Source organism: Halomicronema hongdechloris C2206 (assembly GCF_002075285.3).
Taxonomy (GTDB): Bacteria; Cyanobacteriota; Cyanobacteriia; order Phormidesmidales; family Phormidesmidaceae; genus Halomicronema_B; species Halomicronema_B hongdechloris.
Genome location: NZ_CP021983.2, coordinates 3,200,128 through 3,220,690 on the forward strand (window position 1 = coordinate 3,200,128; position 20,563 = coordinate 3,220,690).

20 protein-coding genes are annotated in these 20,563 nt (G+C 52.8%); 12 read left to right on the forward strand and 8 right to left on the reverse strand.

The window, feature by feature from the left end:
• Positions 1 to 13: 13 nt before the first annotated feature.
• Positions 14 to 976, forward strand: coding sequence for a quinolinate synthase NadA (gene nadA / locus XM38_RS14535; RefSeq protein ID WP_080808732.1), 963 nt, complete (start codon positions 14 to 16; stop codon positions 974 to 976).
• Between the two features lie 98 nt (positions 977 to 1,074).
• Here nadA and XM38_RS14540 read toward each other — a convergent pair whose 3' ends face one another.
• The 6 genes from XM38_RS14540 to XM38_RS14565 all read right to left on the reverse strand — a co-directional run bounded on the left by XM38_RS14540 (position 1,075) and on the right by XM38_RS14565 (position 6,121).
• Entirely contained in the window at positions 1,075 to 1,560 is a 486-nt protein-coding gene (locus tag XM38_RS14540) for a tellurite resistance TerB family protein (protein WP_080808657.1), read from the reverse strand.
• A gap of 134 nt (positions 1,561 to 1,694) precedes the next feature.
• The gene (locus tag XM38_RS14545) at positions 1,695 to 2,378 is read right to left on the reverse strand and encodes a Crp/Fnr family transcriptional regulator (RefSeq protein ID WP_080808660.1); all 684 of its coding nucleotides are present in this window, start codon (positions 2,376 to 2,378) and stop codon (positions 1,695 to 1,697) included.
• A gap of 226 nt (positions 2,379 to 2,604) precedes the next feature.
• Positions 2,605 to 3,474 (reverse strand): 3'(2'),5'-bisphosphate nucleotidase CysQ family protein, encoded by an 870-nt coding sequence (locus tag XM38_RS14550; protein ID WP_080808663.1) that lies wholly within the window; start codon positions 3,472 to 3,474, stop codon positions 2,605 to 2,607.
• Between the two features lie 131 nt (positions 3,475 to 3,605).
• Positions 3,606 to 3,956, reverse strand: coding sequence for a DUF1257 domain-containing protein (locus XM38_RS14555; protein ID WP_080808666.1), 351 nt, complete (start codon positions 3,954 to 3,956; stop codon positions 3,606 to 3,608).
• Positions 3,957 to 4,099: 143 nt separating this feature from the next.
• Positions 4,100 to 5,614 carry a stress-responsive protein Ycf46 gene (gene ycf46, locus XM38_RS14560; RefSeq protein ID WP_080808669.1) on the reverse strand — a complete coding sequence of 505 codons (1,515 nt, stop codon included), beginning with the start codon at positions 5,612 to 5,614 and terminating at the stop codon, positions 4,100 to 4,102.
• A gap of 150 nt (positions 5,615 to 5,764) precedes the next feature.
• Positions 5,765 to 6,121, reverse strand: coding sequence for a slr0373 family blue light stress response protein (locus XM38_RS14565; RefSeq protein ID WP_080808671.1), 357 nt, complete (start codon positions 6,119 to 6,121; stop codon positions 5,765 to 5,767).
• A gap of 489 nt (positions 6,122 to 6,610) precedes the next feature.
• Between XM38_RS14565 and XM38_RS14570 the strand changes: the two genes are divergently transcribed.
• The 4 genes from XM38_RS14570 to XM38_RS14585 all read left to right on the forward strand — a co-directional run bounded on the left by XM38_RS14570 (position 6,611) and on the right by XM38_RS14585 (position 10,101).
• Complete coding sequence (locus tag XM38_RS14570; protein WP_137455131.1) at positions 6,611 to 7,129, forward strand: tetratricopeptide repeat protein; 519 nt, start codon at positions 6,611 to 6,613, stop codon at positions 7,127 to 7,129.
• Positions 7,130 to 7,213: 84 nt separating this feature from the next.
• Positions 7,214 to 9,412, forward strand: coding sequence for a DNA helicase RecQ (recQ, locus tag XM38_RS14575; protein WP_225889320.1), 2,199 nt, complete (start codon positions 7,214 to 7,216; stop codon positions 9,410 to 9,412).
• 6 nt (positions 9,413 to 9,418) lie between these two features.
• The gene (locus XM38_RS14580) at positions 9,419 to 9,616 is read left to right on the forward strand and encodes a hypothetical protein (protein ID WP_080808681.1); all 198 of its coding nucleotides are present in this window, start codon (positions 9,419 to 9,421) and stop codon (positions 9,614 to 9,616) included.
• 14 nt (positions 9,617 to 9,630) lie between these two features.
• Positions 9,631 to 10,101 (forward strand): NUDIX domain-containing protein, encoded by a 471-nt coding sequence (locus tag XM38_RS14585; protein ID WP_080808684.1) that lies wholly within the window; start codon positions 9,631 to 9,633, stop codon positions 10,099 to 10,101.
• Between the two features lie 143 nt (positions 10,102 to 10,244).
• Here the strand turns inward: XM38_RS14585 and XM38_RS14590 are convergent, their stop codons facing one another.
• Complete coding sequence (locus XM38_RS14590; protein WP_080808687.1) at positions 10,245 to 11,093, reverse strand: HAD-IIB family hydrolase; 849 nt, start codon at positions 11,091 to 11,093, stop codon at positions 10,245 to 10,247.
• Positions 11,094 to 11,945: 852 nt separating this feature from the next.
• Here XM38_RS14590 and XM38_RS14595 point away from each other — a divergent pair.
• The 5 genes from XM38_RS14595 to recG all read left to right on the forward strand — a co-directional run bounded on the left by XM38_RS14595 (position 11,946) and on the right by recG (position 17,987).
• Complete coding sequence (locus XM38_RS14595) at positions 11,946 to 12,329, forward strand: hypothetical protein (RefSeq protein WP_080808690.1); 384 nt, start codon at positions 11,946 to 11,948, stop codon at positions 12,327 to 12,329.
• 246 nt (positions 12,330 to 12,575) lie between these two features.
• A complete protein-coding gene (gene rpsB / locus XM38_RS14600) occupies positions 12,576 to 13,376 on the forward strand; it encodes a 30S ribosomal protein S2 (RefSeq protein WP_080808735.1) in 801 nt (266 codons plus the stop codon).
• A 57-nt stretch (positions 13,377 to 13,433) separates the two neighbouring features.
• Positions 13,434 to 14,093 (forward strand): translation elongation factor Ts, encoded by a 660-nt coding sequence (gene tsf / locus XM38_RS14605; RefSeq protein ID WP_080808692.1) that lies wholly within the window; start codon positions 13,434 to 13,436, stop codon positions 14,091 to 14,093.
• 126 nt (positions 14,094 to 14,219) lie between these two features.
• A complete protein-coding gene (locus XM38_RS14610; RefSeq protein ID WP_088430240.1) occupies positions 14,220 to 15,350 on the forward strand; it encodes a hypothetical protein in 1,131 nt (376 codons plus the stop codon).
• Between the two features lie 120 nt (positions 15,351 to 15,470).
• Positions 15,471 to 17,987 (forward strand): ATP-dependent DNA helicase RecG, encoded by a 2,517-nt coding sequence (gene recG, locus XM38_RS14615; protein WP_080808699.1) that lies wholly within the window; start codon positions 15,471 to 15,473, stop codon positions 17,985 to 17,987.
• 10 nt (positions 17,988 to 17,997) lie between these two features.
• Here recG and XM38_RS14620 read toward each other — a convergent pair whose 3' ends face one another.
• A complete protein-coding gene (locus tag XM38_RS14620) occupies positions 17,998 to 18,219 on the reverse strand; it encodes a lipopolysaccharide assembly protein LapA domain-containing protein (RefSeq protein WP_080808702.1) in 222 nt (73 codons plus the stop codon).
• A 104-nt stretch (positions 18,220 to 18,323) separates the two neighbouring features.
• Here XM38_RS14620 and rplI point away from each other — a divergent pair, with 104 nt between their 5' ends.
• Positions 18,324 to 18,785, forward strand: a complete 462-nt coding sequence (rplI, locus tag XM38_RS14625) for a 50S ribosomal protein L9 (protein WP_080808704.1) — start codon at positions 18,324 to 18,326, stop codon at positions 18,783 to 18,785.
• A gap of 429 nt (positions 18,786 to 19,214) precedes the next feature.
• The gene (gene dnaB / locus XM38_RS14630) at positions 19,215 to 20,561 is read left to right on the forward strand and encodes a replicative DNA helicase (protein WP_080808707.1); all 1,347 of its coding nucleotides are present in this window, start codon (positions 19,215 to 19,217) and stop codon (positions 20,559 to 20,561) included.
• Positions 20,562 to 20,563 lie beyond the last annotated feature (2 nt).

Sequence of the window (20,563 nt, forward strand, 5' to 3'; positions counted from 1 at the left end):
AAAACGAATGCCTGTGTTTACCACGTCTTTGCCTAAGTCCTCCTATCCAGATAGCTCAATTGATTTGTTTGAGGCTGTAGAACGGCTCAAACAGGAGCTTAATGCAGTAATCCTAGCTCATTACTACCAAGAGCCCGATATTCAGGATGTGGCCGACTATATTGGTGATTCCCTAGGACTGTCTCAAAAAGCCGCCACTACAGATGCTGATGTAATCGTGTTTGCCGGTGTTCACTTTATGGCGGAAACTGCCAAAATTCTCAATCCAGAGAAGCAGGTGCTATTGCCAGATCTAGATGCGGGCTGCTCCTTGGCGGATACCTGCCCTCCTGATGCTTTTGCAGCCTTCAAGGCAGCTCACCCTAACCATTTAGTGGTGTCTTACATTAATTGCTCAGCGGCGATTAAGGCGATGAGCGACATCATTTGCACGAGCTCTAATGCGGTGAAACTGATACAACAAATTCCGGCCGAGCAACCCATTATTTTTGCCCCAGATCGCAATCTGGGCCGCTATGTCATGGCCCAAACAGGACGAGACATGGTGCTGTGGCAGGGAAGCTGCATTGTTCATGAAACCTTTTCTGAGAAGAAGTTGGTTCAACTGCAGATGGAATATCCGACGGCTGAGGTAATTGCCCATCCTGAATGTGAAGAGCCAGTGTTGCAACGGGCCCATTTTATTGGCTCCACAACTGCGTTGCTCAACTATGCCAAGCAGAGTCAGACACAACAGTTCATCGTGGTTACGGAGTCAGGCATTATCCACCAGATGCAGAAGCAGTTGCCCCACAAGTTCTTCATTCCAGCACCCCCAATGAATCAGTGCGCCTGCAACGAGTGTCCTCATATGCGCTTAAATACCCTGGAAAAGCTGCATCAAGCCATGATCCATCGGCGACCTGAAATCGTGCTTCCAGAGGATGTACGGCAAGCGGCTCTGCGGCCAATCCAACGCATGTTGGAGATGAGTTAGGGGACTCGCAGGTATCAATCCCAGGAGAACTATCTAGGGAGGAGCTAGGTAAAAGTGAATCCCTTACGGCAAGGCCTAGCGCTAGACTTGCTCAAGATTTAGCTATCCAAGAACTGCTGCAAGTGTTCGGTCAGATGCTCTACTAATCCCTTGGACTGCCCTACGTCGGCTTTAGCTTCGCCTTCGACGCGTTCAACGACATCTTCGGGCAAATCGAGTAGACCCACGAGGCGTTGATAGGCGGCTTCTTCTTCCTGGTTGATTAGGGCCTCCTCAGGAGTTCGAGCACTGGAGCTGATGACGGCATAGCCTAAGCGCAGTACGAGCTCTCGTTCTTCTTGACTTGACAGTCTAGGGACGAGTTCTTCCAGAGGAATATTCTGGACTAAATAGTCTTGGAGCTCTTGCTGTAATGTCCTCTGCTGCTGGGGAGTCTGGGCAAACAGACGACTGAATTGGTCCACCATGAGGTCAGCTTCTTCTTGGGAGAGATTGCCATCGCTCCAAGCCATGGCACTGACGACTCGCAAGAGTGTCATTTGCTGAGGTGAGATAGAGGGGGGGGGCGGGGGATGGTGGACCATGCTGGGCCTCCTTCAAACAGCAACTGGATAGACCAACCTGAAGCTAACCCTACCACAGACCATAGGGTATGGTTAGTGATTTCCCATTGTCTACAGAATCGCCTATGTCGGCATCTTGAGGCCTCTGGCCTAGATCAGGTATGGCCGGCTAAGTGAGCTAGCTGCTTCGTATTAATAATGGTGATGGTATTTCGATCGGGATCGACTTGCAGCCATCCTTTGGTGAGCAGTTTTTCCATGATCTTGCTGGCGTCATCGGCAGAGATATCTGTGACATCCGCAAGATCTTTTGAGGGAATATTCAGGATTTCGATCCCGGCTTCGGTGGGGTGACCGTAGGCTTCTTGTAGGGTAGCCAGGGTGTTAGCTAACTTCACAGCAGGAGGCTGGTGACGTAACTGGAAACGGAAATTAGTCTGCCGCAGTCGCTGTACCATGAGTTGCAGCATCCGGTGATGCAACTGGGGATCTTTAAATAGAGTTTGAATAAACCGTTGAGCAGAGACGCTGAGTAATTTAACGGCCGTCATGGCGACGACGTCGGTGGAGCGGGGAGATTCATCTAAAATGGCCATTTCACCAAAGAAATCGCCTTGCCCCAGCACAGCTAGTGTGACGACGTCTTCGTTGGCATGGCGACGGACTCGCACCCAGCCGGATTCGATGAAGTAGACAGCGTTCCCCCAAGCGTCCTCCATCAAGACAGCTCGCTCTGCAGGGTACTCGTGTTCAGTGGCGACAGAAAGCAGCCATTCAATGGTTTCAGGATTGGCTGCGTTAAATAGGGAGAACAGCTCGCTAAAGGTGTCAGGCTGCATGAAAATGTCACGATGGGATGGACAAGGAAGATAGACAGTGTCAGATGCTTTAATCTACCTCGCCCAGCTAGAGATCTGGAGTTTTCCTTGGAATACCCCTACAGGTCCGAATTTGGACGAGGTTTGAAGGCACTGGTTGCAAGACCTCTTGCAACATAGTAACGACAAATTCCTCAGATTTTGCATGGGGGCGGTGGATTTATTGACAGAGGTGTCGCAATGGAGGTTAGGTAACTGGGGTTTCGGTGGCTAGGACCTCGGCGACAGCCCGTTTTATCTGAGGTCTGAGGACATCGACTCGCCGGGGCCATCCTATTAGGATGGCTTGATGGTGGGTCAGGGTCTGTTGATCTACGGCGTTACCATCGAAGCGGATGGGATTGCCTGCTAGATCGCAACAGGTAAGACCGGCAGTGGTAGCTAGGGCTAGGGGACCGGTGGTGTCCCAGAGCTTAACACGACCATTGAGGTAGAGATATAAACTGGCTTTTCCCTGCATGACCGCCAGTACTTTCAGGCCAAAACTGCCAACGGCATCCCAGGGAAGGGCAGCACTATGCCGGGCGATCGCATCGCCGAATCGGCGTCGATCTTTATCACCCAATAGGATGCGATCGCACCTAAGGGTGTCTTCAGGCGGCTGCGGTTTCAGTGGGTAAGAGTTGCCAGCCTCAGCTTGGAATAATCCCCAGTCAGGCCCTCCCCAATATAGACGGTCTAGCGCCGGGGCATAGATCCAGCCTGCTTGGGGGCGAGACTGCTGCAATAGTCCCACCATGATGGCGTAGAACCGACCTTGTTTAATGAAATTATCCGTCCCGTCAATGGGATCAATCAACCAGAGCCGCTTATGGCGTTGGTCAAAGGCGGATTGAGAGGCAACATTCTCTTCCGTAATGATGCCATCTTGAGGAAACCAGCGAGAGAAGCCCTGGAACAACTGTTGATCTAAAGCTCGATCGACGCTGGTGACATAGTCATCTTGCCCTTTTTCAAAGACCTCAAAAACTTGAGTAGCCGCTTGTCTAGCCTGCTGGCCACACGCTAATAACAGTTGCTGGATAGCATCGAGTTCGGCAGTCGCAAGGGGCGCCATAAAAATAAGCCAGAATTCCAGATGGCTATCAGGCTAAGGCCCTAACACCTGACAGTCTAAAGGAATCTTGCTAAAAAAATGGGCTAGCCCTAGAGAAATAGCTAGCCCAAATTCGGGAACGCGTTGGGAGCTTACTGAAGCACCAGTTTAACGTTGGCATTCTGCAGGCCAGGGCGCTTAACCTCAGCCAGCGTCTTGTTCACGGCATACTTCTGGTTGATGGAGTTGATCAGCTCAGTCTGATTGTGCTTCTTGGCGACGCCCCAGAGATCCGCAATCAAATCGAAGGAGCCATCGGCATTGCGAGACCAGCCCAGATCGTATTCACCGTCTAGAACGGCGACGATGTCAGCCCGAACACGCTGACCGTTGTAGCCGCGAACGTCAGCATCCGTCTTAACGGAGACGCCAAGATCACACAAGGATGTCTTGAGGATTTCGGCATCAGTGATCTTGGTGCGTAGGGTGCTGAAGTGAGACATTGTGTTTCCTCCTGAGAGAAATTGAGAGAGACAACGAGGTTTGAGCGTAAGTAGCCCGTGGGCTAGAGATGACTAGCTATGGGCTGTGGGACTGCTAGCAGAATGCTAGCCTTTCTCCCTGCACACACAGAGAAGAAAGTCTGTTAAAACTCCATCCGCTGATACTCAGCGACGGAGGCTGCCGCCGGACGTGCCCGCTGCCGAGCCCAATCGCGCAGGGCCGTCACTTGTTCATTCATTGTCTTCGACAGGGGCATAGTGGCCCGAATCGCTGCAATGATATCGAGTTGGGTAAACTCACGTCCTTGGGCAAATGCTTCATACATGGCCGAGATTAATCCTTGCTCGATCTCAGCCCCAGAAAAGCCGTCACACACCTTGGTGAGCTGATCGAGATCGAAACGGGAAATGTCACGACGACGTTTCTGTAGGTGAATGCGGAAGATTTCCTGGCGCTCCTCGGCGTTGGGGAGGTCGACGAAGAAGATCTCATCGAAGCGACCTTTCCGCAAAAACTCGCTGGGCAGCCGTTCGACTCGGTTGGCGGTTGCCATCACAAATACCGGAGACATCTTTTCCTGCATCCAGGTGAGGAAGGTGCCGAAGATGCGACTAGAGGTACCACCATCGGAGTCAGAAGACCCTGCTCCACCAGCAAAGGCTTTATCAATCTCATCAATAAACAAGATAGCTGGGGAAATAGATTCTGCTGTCCGCAGGGCATTGCGTAGATTGGCTTCAGAGCGGCCTACGGTAGAGCCATCATAGACCCGACCTAAGTCCAACCGTAGCAGTGGCAAGCCCCACAACCGGGAGGTAGTCTTGGCGATGAGGGATTTTCCACACCCCGGCACACCCAGGATCAGCATGCCTTTAGGCTGGGGTAGACCGTATTCGCGGGCTCGCTCGGTGAACGCATCGGAGCGCTGACACAACCAATGCTTCAGCTCTTCCAACCCACCGACGGAATCAATAGTCTCATCGACATCAATGTACTCCAAGATGCCATTGCGGCGAATGAGCTGTTTCTTCTCACTCAGCACAATGTCGACTTCGTCGTCGGTCAGCCGTCCAGTCATCACTCGGGATTTGCGATACACCTTTTCAGCTTCATCGCGGGTCAGTCCTAGGGCCGCCTTTAGCAACTTCTCGCGCACTTCGGTGGTGATGTTGGCGCTCTTAGCTCGATCGAGCTCAGCAGAGAGGACTTCATTCAACTCGCCCATATCAGGCAGCGGAAAGTCTAGCACCACCACCTCTTTCTCTAGCTCGATGGGGACTTCCTGCACTGGCGACATCAGGATAATGGTTTTATGGGAGTCCCTAAAGCCTGCGATCGCATCTCTGAGACAACGCGTCACCGCCGGAGAATCCCGAAACGGATGTAAATCCTTAAATACAAAGAGTCCCGGCTCCCGCTGTCGAATCACCCACTCCACGGCTGCCTCTGGCGATACCGTATTGTTATGCTGAGTGACATTCCGAGGCTGACCATGCTCCACGATGCCGTGGGTCATGGTCCAGGTAAATACTCGACGCTGAGGCCGTAACCGTTGAGCGACAGAGGCGATGGTCTGCTCTGCCCGATCCTCCTCGAACGTAACCAGATAAATTAGAGGATACTGAGCCTGTATCAATACGTTGAGATCTTCTCTCATGACCATCACTCCCTCGGCGAAAGACGGCGTGCGGAAATCAAGCTAGCGGGAAAATATACGAACTTATGACTACTGAGCAATTGAATAAGGCCTAGTTGACCTAAGTTACCTGATGCCTAGGACCTGTACACCTAGACCTAACTCAGGCAGCTAACAAACCACCAACTCTCCCTCTTCGGGGCGCTGAGATTCCGGCGCCATCTCCTGAACATCTACTGGTAAGTCTTCCGATGCATCAATGACAGCGGCTTCTGACAGATTCACTAGCTCACCCTCACGGATGACAGCAGACGTAGAACAATTAGGACAACTGTAGACCTGATGGGTATGACCGTATGCTCGCTCCAAGCCATCCACGACATCGGAGTGGGCCAAGTAGAAATCGATCGCTCGTTCGGCAATGGCAGACATCGCTTCCCCATCTACCGCAGAGCGGATCTTGAGTTGACGATGCAGGTCGGGCGGGAGATATAACGTGACCTTCGTAGCCTTCTGCGTATCTTGCATATCACACGTCAATAGCAGTACCCGGGTATGAATGTCACCATATCGGCTGCCCGCCAGAGCTGTCAAGACAGCATGCTGGCATGACGTCAGTCTTGTTACACTTCGTTACATTGCCCATTGCCCAGCATGACTGTCCGGACGGGGGCTCGCCAGGTCAGAAACAATGGCAAGAGTGATCTCAAGAAGTCTATGCGGCCACGGCTGCGGCCACGACCATATAGACGCCCACTGACACAGTGGCAACGCCTATCTGAGCGGCATGTGAAAGCTCTAGGATTCGAGCCCATCACCGCCCATCGTAATTGGGGGCAAATTGGCGGCAATCCTGTGTCGTTGTCTACCAGGGCCAACCGGGCTGCAGGCTGCAGTTAACCTGCTGTTAACTTATGCAAAGGGTGTCTGAAGGGGCCGAAATTGCCGCGATATACTCTCTTGGAGGTTGGCCAGGGAGTTGTTCCCATTCCTGATTCAGTTGCTGAAGGGGCTGCTATGGGCATAAGTGACGTGGCCCTTGATCATCTTTACGATGGTGTGGCCTGCCGGTTGGCAGCCCAGGACTATGGGGGGGCCTTAGCACTGTTGGATACGTTCCCAACCGAGGCCAGGGCTGAGTATGCCTTTTGGTATTTACAGGGGGAAGTGCTTGCCAATCAGGGTCAGTATGATCAAGCTTTGGACAGCTTGGATCGGGCCCTGGCATTGCATGGCAACATGGCTGATATCTGGGTAGCTAAGGCCGTTTGTCTCCTGCATTTATCTCAACCCCAGTCGGCCCTGAGGTGCTGTGAACACGCCCTAAAACTGCAGCCTCACCATGCTCAGGCTTGGTTATTTCATGGAGTGGCCTCACATCGGTTGGGACACTATCATCAGGCCTATACCAGCTATCGCCATGCCCTCAGGGGTCAATCGCCCCGGCCGCAGCACCACCCTAAATGGTTAGTCTATCTGCAGCAATGGGGCATACTATCAAAGGGCTCATCCTTGCCAGATGTCGATCATTTCTAGACTCAGTCCATGATCCCGCAATGGGAGTCGGCTGCTTGTCGTGGCATCGGGAATGGTGGCCTCGGATGTCATGGTTTCAGAGTTTTGGGACTCGCCTTTCCATCACTAGAAAAAGCGCTGAAGCACTATTTCGGCTACGACCAGTTTCGGCGGCAACAGCGTCCCATTATTGAGCAGGTGTTGAAGGGGCGTGACGTCTTAGTGGTTATGCCCACCGGTGGTGGCAAATCCCTCTGCTACCAGTTGCCAGCCCTGATGAAATTAGGGATTACCGTTGTGGTTTCTCCCTTGATTGCCTTGATGCAGGATCAAGTCGATAGCCTGCAGGATAATGGCATTGCGGCAACGTTTCTGAATAGTACCCAGTCATGGCAGCAGGTGCGATCGCAAGAAGCAGCGCTATTGGCCGGGAAGATCAAGCTGCTATATGTAGCTCCGGAACGGCTGGTGAATCCTAATTTCTTACAGTTGCTAGACCGTCTCAGCCAAACCGTGGGGTTAGCCACCTTTGCCATCGATGAAGCCCACTGTGTCTCTGTGTGGGGGCATGACTTTCGACCCGACTATCGTCAACTCTCGATACTGCGCCAGCACTATCCTCAAGTGCCGATTCTGGCACTGACAGCCACAGCCACGGAGCGAGTTCGTCAAGACATCATGGCTCAACTCTGGCTCCGAGATCCAGGCATTTATATTGCCAGCTTTAATCGTCCCAATCTGTATTACGAAGTCCGCCCTAAGCCCCGAGACGCCTATGCCGACCTATGCCAGCAGTTGCACCAATGGTCAGGAGCCGGCATTATCTACTGTCTCAGTCGCAAACGGGCCGATGAGCTAGCCGCTCGCTTGCGTCAGGATGATATCGATGCCTTACCCTATCACGCTGGCCTCAGTGATCAGGTCCGCCGGGAGCATCAGCAACGGTTTATACGGGATGATGTACGGGTTATCGTAGCCACCATTGCCTTCGGCATGGGCATCAATAAACCAGATGTGCGGTTTGTGATCCACTATGACATTGCCTGCACCCTGGAGGGATATTATCAAGCATCAGGCCGAGCTGGCCGCGATGGCGAAACTGCCCATTGCATCCTTTACTTCAGCTATGCCGATGTGGCCACTGCTGAGTTTTTGATTGGGCAAAAGTCAGACCCCCAAGAGCAACGTCTAGCCCGTCAACAATTGCGGCAAATGATTGACTATGCCGAGAGCACCGTCTGTCGCCGCACTATTCAACTAGGCTATTTTGGGGAAGACTATCCCGGGAATTGTGGCCATTGTGACAATTGCTTACATCCTCCTCCCCTAGAGGACTGGACCATTGAAGCCCAAAAGTTTCTTTCCTGTGTGGCTCGGTGTCGAGAGCGCTTTGGTATGGGCCACATTATCGATGTACTGCGGGGGTCTCGCAAACAACGCATCTTTGATCTGGGCCATGACCAGCTGTCAACCTATGGCATCGGCAAGGATCGTTCGGTCGACGAATGGCGATTGCTGGGCCGGTCTCTGCTGCATCAGCGGTTACTCTCGGAGACGACCGATGGCTATCCAGTGCTAAAGCTGACTGGAGCTAGTTGGCAAATCCTGCGCCAGCAGGCATCGGTGCAGGTGGCAATCCCAGAACGTCTTAGCCAACCGCGGCAGATAGCTGAGGACAACGATCCCACCAGTCAGCAGTTGCTACAGCACTTGCGCTCCCTACGTAAGCGGCTAGCCGACGACCAAGGAGTTCCGCCCTATGTGGTATTTACAGAATCGTCATTGCGGCAGATGGCTCAGCAACGACCGCAAACCCTCACGGCCTTTGGGCACATCTCTGGAGTTGGCAATCGCAAATTAGCTCAGTATGGTCAGGTATTTACGCAGGCCATTCGCGAGTTTTGCCAAGACAATCGGTTACCAAGGGTGGCACCGAAATCCGTAGCTTCAGTCGCATCAAGGCCTGGGTCGCGGCGCTATCGCCCTCCGACGGACACCCACTTCCTCACCCTACAGCTGCATCAGCAGGGATTGCCCCCTGATCAGATAGCCCGCCAACGGCGAGTGACCTTGAGAACTATCCACAACCACCTAGAACGGCTGATTCTAGCTGACCAGGCCGTAGACTTGGAGCGCTTGGTGTCCCCTGAACGCCAAGATGCTATCCGGATAGCCATTCAGGTTAGAGGCCATGGCTCATTGTCTGCCCTGCACGATCAGTTAGGGCCAACCTATGACTATGGCGAAATTCGGTTGGTGGTGGCAGATTGGGAACGGCGACAATCAGCAGCAGAGTCCAGATAACCCGAAATGACTGAATCATCCTCCTACTTCACCCCCGATGAACTGCGCCAGTGGCAGTTTGGTCTGCAACAGGCTAATCTCAACAATGTTCTGTGCCATTGTCGACGATGCGACCATACCTGGGTAGCCTCTGCCGCTGAGCCGTGCCGATGTGGCAGTAAGGGTATCGAAGCCATCCCCTGCTGGCAATTTCCCGATGACTAACCCATAGTCCCCATATGGTCCCCACTATTGATCAGAGTTGGTATCAACACCCCCACGGCACGCCTACAGAAGCTGCTGCCGGAGGGGTGATCCTGCGACAGCATAGGGGCTGTTGGTGGGTAGCCTTAATTCGCGAAGGTAGTCTGCCTGACTATGCCTTACCTAAAGGTCATGTGGAATCCGGTGAGTCTTTGCAGGTAGCTGCCCGACGGGAAATTGAAGAAGAGGCTGGATTTTCGGACCTGCAACTGCTAGGAGAGTTGGGAGTTCTCGAGCGCCTCAATTTTTCTAAGACCCACTGGAAAATTACCCACTACTATCTCTTCCAAACAGAGCAAGTCACACCGCTGCCTAGTGATCCCAAGACTCATCAGGTTGAGTGGTTTCCCATCGATCAGTTGCCACCCATCTTCTGGCCGGAACAACGGCAGTTATTGCAGCAGGTGAGAGATGAGCACTTATCTTCCTTAGAGTGTTCCAACTAAACACTCGTTCAAGGATTTGCTGAATAGCCTAGATAGGCTGAGTTCAATAGCCTAGATCTAGATCAGGCTACTTTTTCAGATGGAATACTCTTAGGGGCCGAGTAGACGGCAGCCCACGCTCACATCCAGTTTCGGAGTGGTGACTAGAGCTGGCCGACGGAGTCGGGCGCCAGCTTTTTCAAGGTGGCTTCCACGACCAATCGCCAGCCCTCTGGAGCGACGGCTGGTGCCACTGACCATCCTCGCTGAGCTAGTGCTGGATGAGGTCCCTGAGCCCCCGGTACGACAATGGGGTAATCTACCTGCTCTAACATGGCCGTATCGTTAGGGCTGTTGCCTAGACCTAGGGTCATCAGAGGCTGTCCAGGAACCCAGGCTTGATACAAGTCAATGACAGCTTGCACGGCAACGCCCTTGCCAGCACCGCTACCAATCAGGTGGGAGAAGCGATCGCCCACTACCACCTGAAAGCCTCTGGCCTCTACCACCTGCCTTAGCTGGGCTGCCGACATGTTTTTAGGGGTCAAAAACGGCTCGGTAAATTCCCGGGCCTTGGCCTGTTTAGCTTCCTCGTAGGAGAGGCCGGTCAACTGCTGAATTTGCTCAACAGACCAATCTCCAAATCCTTTCAGGGGGCGCTTCAGCTCTTGGGCAATGGCCTTGAGTCCAGCCCGAGCCATGACATAAGAACAGCCCAGCTGTAGCACTCGATAGGCACCGGCATCCTCTCCCGCCGGTAGTTGGAAGGGTACGGTTCCACGAGGCAAGAAGACGGCACTGCCATTCTCGACGATAAACGGATCCTGTAATTCAAGATGCTGACACCAGGTATCAACTTCCGCTCGCGTCTTGCTCGTAACAGGAATGACAGGAATTCCCACTTGTCTCAGGTGCTTTAAAGTAGGCAGCGCGGCTTCATAGTGATAGGTATCGCTATTCAGGAGCGTGCCATCTAAATCGGTAAAGATAATCAAAGCAGTGGTTAGCACCATAGGTGTACTATGTCCATGTCAGGCAAGCCGAGACTGGCTATTAGCGTAGCAGGATGGATGATGCTCCCAATCCAGGCCAACAGGTTGATTATGGGACAGCAACCGAGCGTGAGCTGGACGCAGGTTAGCATATAGTATCGCAATTAAATTCTTTCCTGAAATATTTAAATAGATTACAGCTTGCCCCTGCATGTGAATTTTGAAGAAGGAGTATTTATGATTTCAGGGAACCTCTTATATACTCTCTTCTATACAGCCACAATTCATGATTGATCGTCTTTGTTCCGTCTTTGTCCATGGTTGATTGGACCGGGTATACCCATATAGGTCGTTGCAGGGCAGTGGGCCCTGCGATCGCAAGCGCCTTGTAAGGGATGCCGATGTGGCAAAGCCGTTGATATGAGCATTTAGATATAAGCATTTAGATAAAGCACTAAAGTATTTGTCACAACCATTTCAGTAATTCTCTGATCTCGGCTTATTTGGGTATTTTGGGTGATCTCGGCTTTTTAGGGAAATCTAGCTAACTTGGCTGCCAACTCCAACTATTTGGATAACTATTTGGATGGAATCACACTGACGTCAGCAATCTTTGAAGTAGTTGCTCGTCAGTATCTCAGGAGGATGTCATCACTAATTGTCGCTAATTGTCGGATGTATCTAGGGTTGATACTGTTGGTGTTTAAGACCGCCGTATCGTCTCCAGGAAAGGCAAGATTGTCTGCAGATATATTGTTGAAACTTGTCTGAGAAGAGAAGTGACTGCCGTGTAAGTGATTGTGCCTATGGTTCAACTGTCGTCTCGTCGTTGATTTGATCAACGTCATTTAAGCTAGTTTTAGGAGTCCTGATATGACAGTTTCAGTTTCTCGAGATGGGTATTGGACAGCAGCTCTTGCAGCTATCAAAAGCTTTTTAATCTGGCTGTTTATCTTAGAGGTGTGTCTGTTGGTGATCGGCTTTCCGCTGGTCGTGCTAATTGTGGCGGGGGCGGCGACCGTTGCGATCGCACTTCACCCTCTGATGCCAGCCAGTGCTCTCTTAATTGTCGCCAGTACTACCATTGGCCTCAATTTCATCGCCATTGCTACCGCCTCCCTGGTATTGACGGCTCGGGGGATCCATCCCCATACCATTAGTTGGCTTAACTGGCTGAAGTCCGAAGCCGATCCCTTAACCTTGCCCGTCTATGCAGCCTGTCCCTTAACCTGCGGACTCCAACGCGACATTCTCTGACTCCTTAACGACGCAGCTTAGAGTAGCAGCTATAGAGTAAACGACAATCCGAGTCATCGGCTTGCCTTACCTCTAGCTCGACTCTCCGCTACTCCCCTGGCCAATGGGTCAGGGGATTTTGTCGGGATGGCTAACTGGCCGTGATAGATTAGAAAGGTTGTCTATTTCGCACATCCAGGATTTCGGGTGTCTCCTCAGGGAGATGCACCTGGATGGAGGTTAAACCCGAAAAGGAGATCAATGACCATGCCTGTTATCTCACTGCCCGAACTATTGGAATCGGGGGTTCACTTTGGGCACCAGACTCGCCGCTGGAACCCTAAGATGGAGCCCTATATCTTTACCTCCCGTAACGGCATTCACATCATCGACTTGGTCCAGACGGCTAAGTTAATGGAAGATGCCTACAGCTTCGTCAAGACTGCAGCAGACCAAGGACAAAAATTCCTGTTTGTGGGGACTAAGCGCCAAGCTGCTGGCATCGTTGCCCAAGAGGCAAGTCGCTGTGGGGCCCACTACATCAATCAGCGCTGGCTGGGAGGGATGCTCACCAACTGGACGACGATCAAGTCCCGGGTAGAGTATCTAAAAGAGCTAGAGCGTATGGAAGAAACGGGGGCTATGGCCCTTCGCCCCAAGAAGGAGCGGGCGGTTCTGCGGCGCGAATTAGAGAAACTTCGCAAGTATCTGGGCGGCATCAAGACCATGCGACGGGTGCCAGACATTGCCATCATTGTCGATATTCGACGGGAATATAATGCCGTGCAGGAATGCCAGAAGCTTGATATTCCCATCGTTTCCCTCCTAGATACCAACTGTGATCCCAACGTCGTGGACGTACCGATTCCAGCTAACGACGATGCCATCCGATCGATTAAGCTGATCTTGAGCAAACTCGCCGACGCCATTTACGAAGGATCCCACGGCCAAGTCGACTCAGAGTATGAGGATTACGATGGTGCCGAGGACGCCTTTGAGTATGATGAAGGCGATGAGGACACCTTTGCCGAAGGTGAAGAACCAGTTGAGGCTTCAGCTGAAGCTTGATCGCATACCGACACTAGCCCTTTGGGGGATTCATTGTTCACGCATTAGGAAGGGATTATGGCGGAGATCTCGGCAAAATTAGTTAAGGAACTGCGCCAGAAAACTGGCGCAGGCATGATGGATTGCAAGAAGGCACTGCAGGAAAACGATGGCGATCTGAGCAAGGCCACCGAGTGGCTGCGACAGAAAGGTATCGCTTCGGCAGCCAAGAAAGAAGGCCGTTTGGCGGCGGAAGGGTTAGTAGACAGCTATATTCACACGGGTGGCCGGGTTGGAGTACTCGTTGAAATCAACTGTGAGACTGACTTCGTCGCTCGCCGCGATGAATTTAAGAGCCTGGTACGGGATGTGGCTATGCAGATTGCAGCCTGTCCTAACGTGGAATTTGTCCGCAGTGATGACATTCCAAAGGCCATCGTCGAACGAGAAAAGTCCATTGAAATGGGCCGTGATGATCTGGCTGGCAAACCTGAAAATATTCGAGAGAAGATTGTCCAAGGCCGCATCGATAAACGGCTGAAGGAACTATCTCTGATGGACCAACCCTTTATCAAAGACCAAAACATCACGGTCGAAGAGTTGGTGAAGCAAAGCGTGGCGCAATTGGGTGAGAATATCCAAGTGCGACGATTTGTGCGCTTCATCTTGGGTGAGGGGATTGAAAAAGACGAGAGCAACTTTGCCGAAGAGGTAGCTGCTCAGACCGGCAAAGCATAGCCTCTGGTCTTAGTTAGCCTACTCCGACTGGGGCGTGGGCAGGGCGGACTCCGATTGTAGAGGTCGGCCCTGCTGTCGTCACAGCCTTAAAGACTGAGGCGGTTGCCGTTCATAGGCAAAACCTTTATGGCTGGTACAGTTGAACAAATACGCCGGGAATTAGATTCTCTGACCGAGGCTACAGCAGCCCTGGCAGAAGACTTCCAAGAGCTCTATAAGCATTATCTGCAGGCCCTAGGTAAGGCGGCGCGGCAACAATTAATCCTGGCCAGTTATCGTCTCTGCACTCAGGCCTATCCTGATGCCTTCCTCAACCTATCAGTGGCTCAGCGTCAGAAGTTACAGGTGGCGATACGGGAGCTCGGAGATGAGGCTCAGGAACATTTACAGGCTAGCCTGCAAGTGTGGCAAGCATCCCCGATGGAATGGTTGGAACAATACCTGACCCACGAGCTGTCTTTGCCGGAAGAGCAGTCATCAGAGCCGATAGATGAATCTTCTGCATCAGAAAGCACGCTGCCAGAGGACACCCCAGAGGAAACCGACGCTGAGATGTCCTTGGAGACTAATACTTCTCAGAGTCCCTCAACTGAAGGGCCGGAGGTTTCCAAGGCTGCTGAGGGCCCAGTGGCAACCCCAGATATGATTGCGAAAGCGGCGGCAGCTGCCTTGCGTCAAATTAGGGAAGGAACTGACGAGTCAGCCGCAGCCAGGGCAACGTCACCAGATGCTAAGGAGCCTTTGACTCCTGCTCGGTTAGCCAAGAAACACTTGCATCTAGAGCAGCATATTCGCACCGTGTTGCAGGGGGTCACCAAAACGGCTAATTTTCTCCTGAAGAAAGCAGGAATCTTGCCGGATTTACCCGAAGTGGTCTTGGCGGCAGCGGCCGAGTCAACTGCTATGGATCGGGGCCCATCCCCACCCAATTTATTAAATGTGTTGGTAGAAATGCGCGATCGCATCTCAGATGATCAAAGCGAGGTCGATCTCGATCAAGATCTCGATCAACAAGAAGAGGAGGAGGCCGCTGACCATGAGGACCAAGACGATAGCCGCGTGACTCACCTGATGGCTATCCATCTGCAGCTCTCAGATATTGAGTTTGCCGATCCCCAGACCTCCCTTTGGCGGAGTCGACTACGAGAGGCTCTGGCCAAACTCAAAAAACTGGGTCGTCAGTATCAGAAAAAGCAACAGGAACAGGCAATCGCCGAGGCAGAAGCGGCTTGGCGAGCCATTTGGTACGATGACTGACCTTGCCTCAGCCATAGTCGGGCTATTGCCACACCGGCATCTAGCTCGATGGCAGTTGCTATACTGCCACCTGAGATCGTGCTAACCGGGGGAATCTCCCTAAACCCCAGAGTCTCGACCATGAGTTCAGCCCCCGCTGTTGATTGGATCCGGTTACAGAAGGCCCTTTCTGTGGAAGCAGACCGGGGCTTTAATGACCTGGTTGGTAAGCAACAACGCTTCAGCGAGTTCCTGTCTCAACAGCTAGGGGCACCACCACCGGATCTACCTCCTTCAGAACAGCAGCGCTGGCAAGCACTCGCCACTCAGTTTCGTCAGTATGCTGATCTCAGCTTTGCCCAGCGCCAGCATCTTGTCGCTGACACCCGACGACTGTTGCAACAGACTCGGCAAGCCTTGGAGCAATCCGTTGTCTCTAAAGCAGCGGAATCAACCAATCTAAGGGGAGAAACAAGCTCCCATCGTCCTCGCCCGACTATGGCGACCAAGGCCGCAGACCCAACGACGGCCCTAGGTAGTTTGCCGAGCCGGCTGCCGACGCTAGATCAGTCGCTGACCTATCTAAAAGGAATCGGCCCTAAAAACAGTGAACGCCTCGCTCGGCTGGGATTACATACAGTCTTGGATGTGTTGTTTTACTATCCCCGGGACCATGTCGACTACTCTCAACAGGTACGAATGCGGGATCTCGTGCCAGGGGAGACAGCAACAGTGGTGGGCACGGTCAAGCGTTGTACCTGTTTTAGCAGTCCCCGTAATTCCAAGCTCACCATCCTGGAGATTCTGCTCCAGGATGCCAGCGGCCAACTCAAACTCAGTCGGTTTTTTGCCGGCAACCGCTATCGTCAACCCACCTGGCAGCGGCGGCAACAGCGGCAGTATCCCCGGGGCGCTATCATTGCAGCCTCAGGGCTGGTGAAGCAAAGTAAGTATGGCATTACCCTCAATGATCCCGATCTGGAAGTCTTAGATGGTCCCGGCGGCCAGATCGACTCCCTTACCATTGGCCGGATTGTCCCGGTTTACGGGCTAACCGAGGGGGTGGGGGCGGATCTGGTACGTCGAGCCGTAGCAGCTGCCCTGCCGGCCCTGGATACCCTGCAGGATCCCTTGCCCCTACCGCTACGGCGGTGCCATGATCTGATGCCCCTAGGGCAGGCGTTGCAGCAGATTCACTTCCCAGACTCCTTAGAGACCTGCACCCAGGCCCGTCGCCGCTTGGTGTTCGATGAATTTTTCTATTTACAGTTAGGGCTGCTGCGTCGCCGCCGCCAGCAGCAGCAGCAAACGACGGCCATTACTTTGCCGCCAACTGGTGAGTTGGTGGAGGCCTTCTATCAAGGGTTGCCCTTCAAGCTGACAGCAGCCCAGCAACGGGTGATTCAGGAAATTCTGCAGGACCTTCAACACCCCACCCCGATGAATCGACTGGTGCAGGGAGATGTGGGTTCTGGTAAGACGGTGGTGGCGGTGGTGGCCATGTTGGCAGCCTTGCAGGCGGGCTATCAGTCGGCCCTGATGGCTCCCACAGAGGTATTGGCAGAGCAGCACTATCGCAAATTAGTAGGTTGGTTCAATCAGTTGCATTTGCCTGTGGATCTGCTGACTGGCTCGACGCGGACAGCAAAGCGCCGGGAGCTCTTGGCCCAGCTGGCGACGGGAGAACTACCGGTGCTCGTCGGTACCCATGCCTTGATCGAGGATCCGGTACAGTTTTGTCGCTTGGGGTTGGTGGTGATTGATGAGCAACATCGCTTCGGTGTTCAGCAGCGGGCTCGGTTGCAGCGTAAGGGAGACAATCCCCATGTGTTGACCCTGACCGCCACCCCCATTCCTCGAACGTTGGCCCTGACCTTACATGGGGATTTGGATGTGAGCCAAATCGATGAATTGCCGCCAGGGCGTCAGGCAATTCAGACGACCCTGCTGACCAATCGCGATCGCATCCATGCTTATGACCTAATTCGTCGGGAAATTGCCCAGGGCCGCCAGGCCTATGTGGTGTTGCCCCTGGTGGACGAGTCGGAAAAGCTCGACTTAAAATCAGCCATCGAGGAACATCAACACTTAGAGCAAGTGGTTTTTCCGGAGTTTGCGGTAGGCCTCTTGCATGGTCGCATGAGTTCTGCCGATAAGGAGGCTGCCATTAGCCGCTTCCGCACTGGAGAGATCGATATTCTGGTGTCTACGACGGTGGTAGAAGTGGGGGTCGATGTTGCCAACGCCACCGTAATGTTGATTGAGCATGCGGAACGATTTGGCCTGTCGCAGTTGCATCAGCTGCGAGGACGGGTGGGGCGAGGGGCTGATCAGGCCTATTGTCTGTTGATGAGCAGTAGCCGTAGTGAATCAGCCCTGCAGCGGTTGAAAGTCTTGGAGCAGTCCCAGGATGGGTTTGTGATCGCAGAAATGGATTTGCGGTTTCGCGGGCCGGGTGAGGTCTTGGGGACGCGGCAATCCGGGCTCCCGGACTTTGCCCTGGCCAGTTTAGTACAAGATCAGGCTGTCTTGGAGTTGGCCCGCCAGGCAGCCGAAGCTCTATTACAAGCAGATGAACGCCTAGAGCGATGGCCCCGGCTACGGGCCGAATTACAACGCCGCTATACCAAACTCATGGGCGGGGCCATTCTAACCTGAAAGGGAAGCCCTACCATCGCCGGGACCGCTGCTGACGCGGCCTCTCCAAACTGATGAGCAGGGCGGTGCCGACCATGCCGCCAGCCGCACAGATGCCCAATAGCACCCCCATCGGCATCTCAATAGAGCGGAAGGTAAGAAATTGCAGGGAGACAGGGGTGGCATTCTGCACGGAGAGGATGGCCACAGCCGCTACCCAGATGGCTGGCACTAAAGAGAGAACAAGCTTCATGATCGCGGTGATAGTCAAGGAGGTATGCCTGTTCGCCTATTGTAATAGTTGCGATCGCATCTATTGATTCGGCATAATAAGGAGCTGGGCTTTACGAGAAAATTATGGCAAAACGGGTACAGGTTGTTCTCAATCAAGACGTACGCAAGCTGGGTCAGTCCGGCGATTTAGTTGATGTTGCTCCAGGGTATGCCCGCAATTACCTTATTCCTAGGGGCATTGCTGTACGCACCACTCCAGGCGTACTGCGACAGGTAGAACGTCGCCGTGAAGAAGAGCGGCAACGTCTGCTACAGATTAAACGGGATGCCGAAGCCACCAAGACAGCTTTAGAAACCATTGGCCTGTTTACCGTCCAAAAGCCCGTCGGGGAAAAGGACGCCATCTTTGGTACTGTCACTGCCGCTGACGTAGCTGACGTGATTCAATCCTTAGCCAGCAAAGAAGTTGACCGGCGTAACATTACGCTGCCTGATGACATCAACAGGCTCGGTGAATATCAGGTAGACATCAAGCTCCATAGTGAAGTCACCGCCACGATCAATCTGCGGGTCGTTGCCCAATAATTCTCTGGGGTGCCTACCGAAGTGAGGACTCCAGTCATAGGGTGCTGCCAATCAGCTGCCAATCAGGAAACACTAGTCTACATTCAGGTTGGTACTAGCCTGATCGAATTAGACTATATAGTGCTTTCTAAGCGAGCCAATGGTAACGACTCCATTGGCTTGTCCTTTAATGTATGTGATGGCAAGCCAGTCACTTTTCCAAACTTAGTACTGGAACAATCAGCAATATCCTACGCTGACTAGTCAAAGCAATCTCTGCATCTACATCGATCTTTGTTGTCAAAGCGAGCCATCATGAGGGAACCTGCTGACTAGTTTTTTTGAGGTAGACATGGATCCACCAGTCTATTTCGCCGATTCCATTTCCGTCAGGATGCAAATCTATGCCCCGGTTCGCTAGTCGCACCCAAGCACTCAATCACAGTCATAATGGTGCAATCCCTTAACTTTGAGCCCATCAATGATCGCCTACCGCCCCAAAACATTGAAGCTGAAGAGGCTATCCTAGGCGGCATTCTGCTTGATCCAGAAGCCTTGGGGCGAGTCATGGAAATCTTGCATCCTGACGCGTTCTATATCAGCGCCCACCGAGAAATTTATCGGGCCGCACTAGATCTCAATAGCAAGGGGCTACCCACCGACTTACTTAGCATCACCGCCTGGCTGCAAGATCGAGAGCAATTGGAAAAAATTGGTGGCCAGAGTCGCTTAGCTCAGCTGGTTGACCGCACCATTAGTGCTGCCAATATCGACCAGTATGCCACTCTGGTCATGGACAAATATACTCGGCGACGGCTTCTCCATGTTGGCGGAGACATCATTCAATTAGGATATGAGGCCAATACACCACTGGAAACTGTTCTTGACCAAGCTGAGCAAAAACTATTTGGTATTACCCAAGATCGCCCTCAACAAAGTCTTACCTCAACCGCCGATATCCTGATTGATACCTTTGCCGAGATCGAGCAACGCTCCCTAGGATTGGTCATGCCTGGAGTTGCCTGCGGCTTTTATGACCTAGACGCGATGACCCAAGGATTTCAGCGTTCCGATTTAGTTATTGCTGCCGGTAGACCGTCGATGGGCAAAACTAGCTTTGTCCTCAATATTGCTCGCAATATCGCCGCAATGCAAAGGTTACCAGTCGCCATCTTCAGCCTGGAGATGTCCAAACTGCAATTAGTCTACCGGCTGCTATCCAGTGAAGTAGAAATTGAAAGTAATCGTCTACGCACAGGGCGCATTGCCCAACAGGAATGGGAACGCTTGAGTCATAGCATTGGTATGTTGTCAGAAGTGCCTGTCTTCATTGATGACACCCCCAACATCTCAGTAGTAGAAATGCGCTCCAAGGCTCGACGTCTTCAGGCCGAGCAGGGCGGAGCCTTAGGCCTAGTCCTCATTGACTATCTACAACTCATGGAGGGGGGCGGTGATAACCGGGTACAAGAGTTGTCTAAAATCACTCGTTCTCTCAAGGGTCTAGCCCGAGAACTAAACGTACCTATTATTGCCCTATCGCAGTTGAGCCGCGGCGTCGAGTCTCGCACCAATAAACGGCCTATGATGTCAGACCTGCGAGAAAGTGGCAGCATCGAACAAGATGCTGACCTGGTCATGATGCTTTATCGTGAAGAATACTACGACCCCGATACGCCTGATCGAGGGATTGCAGAAGTGATCGTCACTAAACATCGTAATGGTCCCACCGGGACCGTCAAACTATTATTCGAACCTCAATTTACCCGTTTCCGCAATCTAGCTCGACCCGGTTAAGA

Bases quoted from the DNA above. Each gene is read 5' to 3' on its own strand.
- XM38_RS14540 (WP_080808657.1), bottom strand. From the start codon at position 1,560: ATGGTCCACCATCCCCCGCCCCCCCCCTCTATCTCACCTCAGCAAATG.
- XM38_RS14545 (WP_080808660.1), bottom strand. From the start codon at position 2,378: ATGCAGCCTGACACCTTTAGCGAGCTGTTCTCCCTATTTAACGCAGCC.
- XM38_RS14550 (WP_080808663.1), bottom strand. From the start codon at position 3,474: ATGGCGCCCCTTGCGACTGCCGAACTCGATGCTATCCAGCAACTGTTA.
- XM38_RS14555 (WP_080808666.1), bottom strand. From the start codon at position 3,956: ATGTCTCACTTCAGCACCCTACGCACCAAGATCACTGATGCCGAAATC.
- ycf46 (WP_080808669.1), bottom strand. From the start codon at position 5,614: ATGAGAGAAGATCTCAACGTATTGATACAGGCTCAGTATCCTCTAATT.
- XM38_RS14565 (WP_080808671.1), bottom strand. From the start codon at position 6,121: ATGCAAGATACGCAGAAGGCTACGAAGGTCACGTTATATCTCCCGCCC.
- XM38_RS14570 (WP_137455131.1), top strand. From the start codon at position 6,611: ATGGGCATAAGTGACGTGGCCCTTGATCATCTTTACGATGGTGTGGCC.
- XM38_RS14580 (WP_080808681.1), top strand. From the start codon at position 9,419: ATGACTGAATCATCCTCCTACTTCACCCCCGATGAACTGCGCCAGTGG.
- XM38_RS14585 (WP_080808684.1), top strand. From the start codon at position 9,631: ATGGTCCCCACTATTGATCAGAGTTGGTATCAACACCCCCACGGCACG.
- XM38_RS14590 (WP_080808687.1), bottom strand. From the start codon at position 11,093: ATGGTGCTAACCACTGCTTTGATTATCTTTACCGATTTAGATGGCACG.
- XM38_RS14595 (WP_080808690.1), top strand. From the start codon at position 11,946: ATGACAGTTTCAGTTTCTCGAGATGGGTATTGGACAGCAGCTCTTGCA.
- rpsB (WP_080808735.1), top strand. From the start codon at position 12,576: ATGCCTGTTATCTCACTGCCCGAACTATTGGAATCGGGGGTTCACTTT.
- tsf (WP_080808692.1), top strand. From the start codon at position 13,434: ATGGCGGAGATCTCGGCAAAATTAGTTAAGGAACTGCGCCAGAAAACT.
- XM38_RS14610 (WP_088430240.1), top strand. From the start codon at position 14,220: ATGGCTGGTACAGTTGAACAAATACGCCGGGAATTAGATTCTCTGACC.
- recG (WP_080808699.1), top strand. From the start codon at position 15,471: ATGAGTTCAGCCCCCGCTGTTGATTGGATCCGGTTACAGAAGGCCCTT.
- XM38_RS14620 (WP_080808702.1), bottom strand. From the start codon at position 18,219: ATGAAGCTTGTTCTCTCTTTAGTGCCAGCCATCTGGGTAGCGGCTGTG.
- rplI (WP_080808704.1), top strand. From the start codon at position 18,324: ATGGCAAAACGGGTACAGGTTGTTCTCAATCAAGACGTACGCAAGCTG.
- dnaB (WP_080808707.1), top strand. From the start codon at position 19,215: ATGGTGCAATCCCTTAACTTTGAGCCCATCAATGATCGCCTACCGCCC.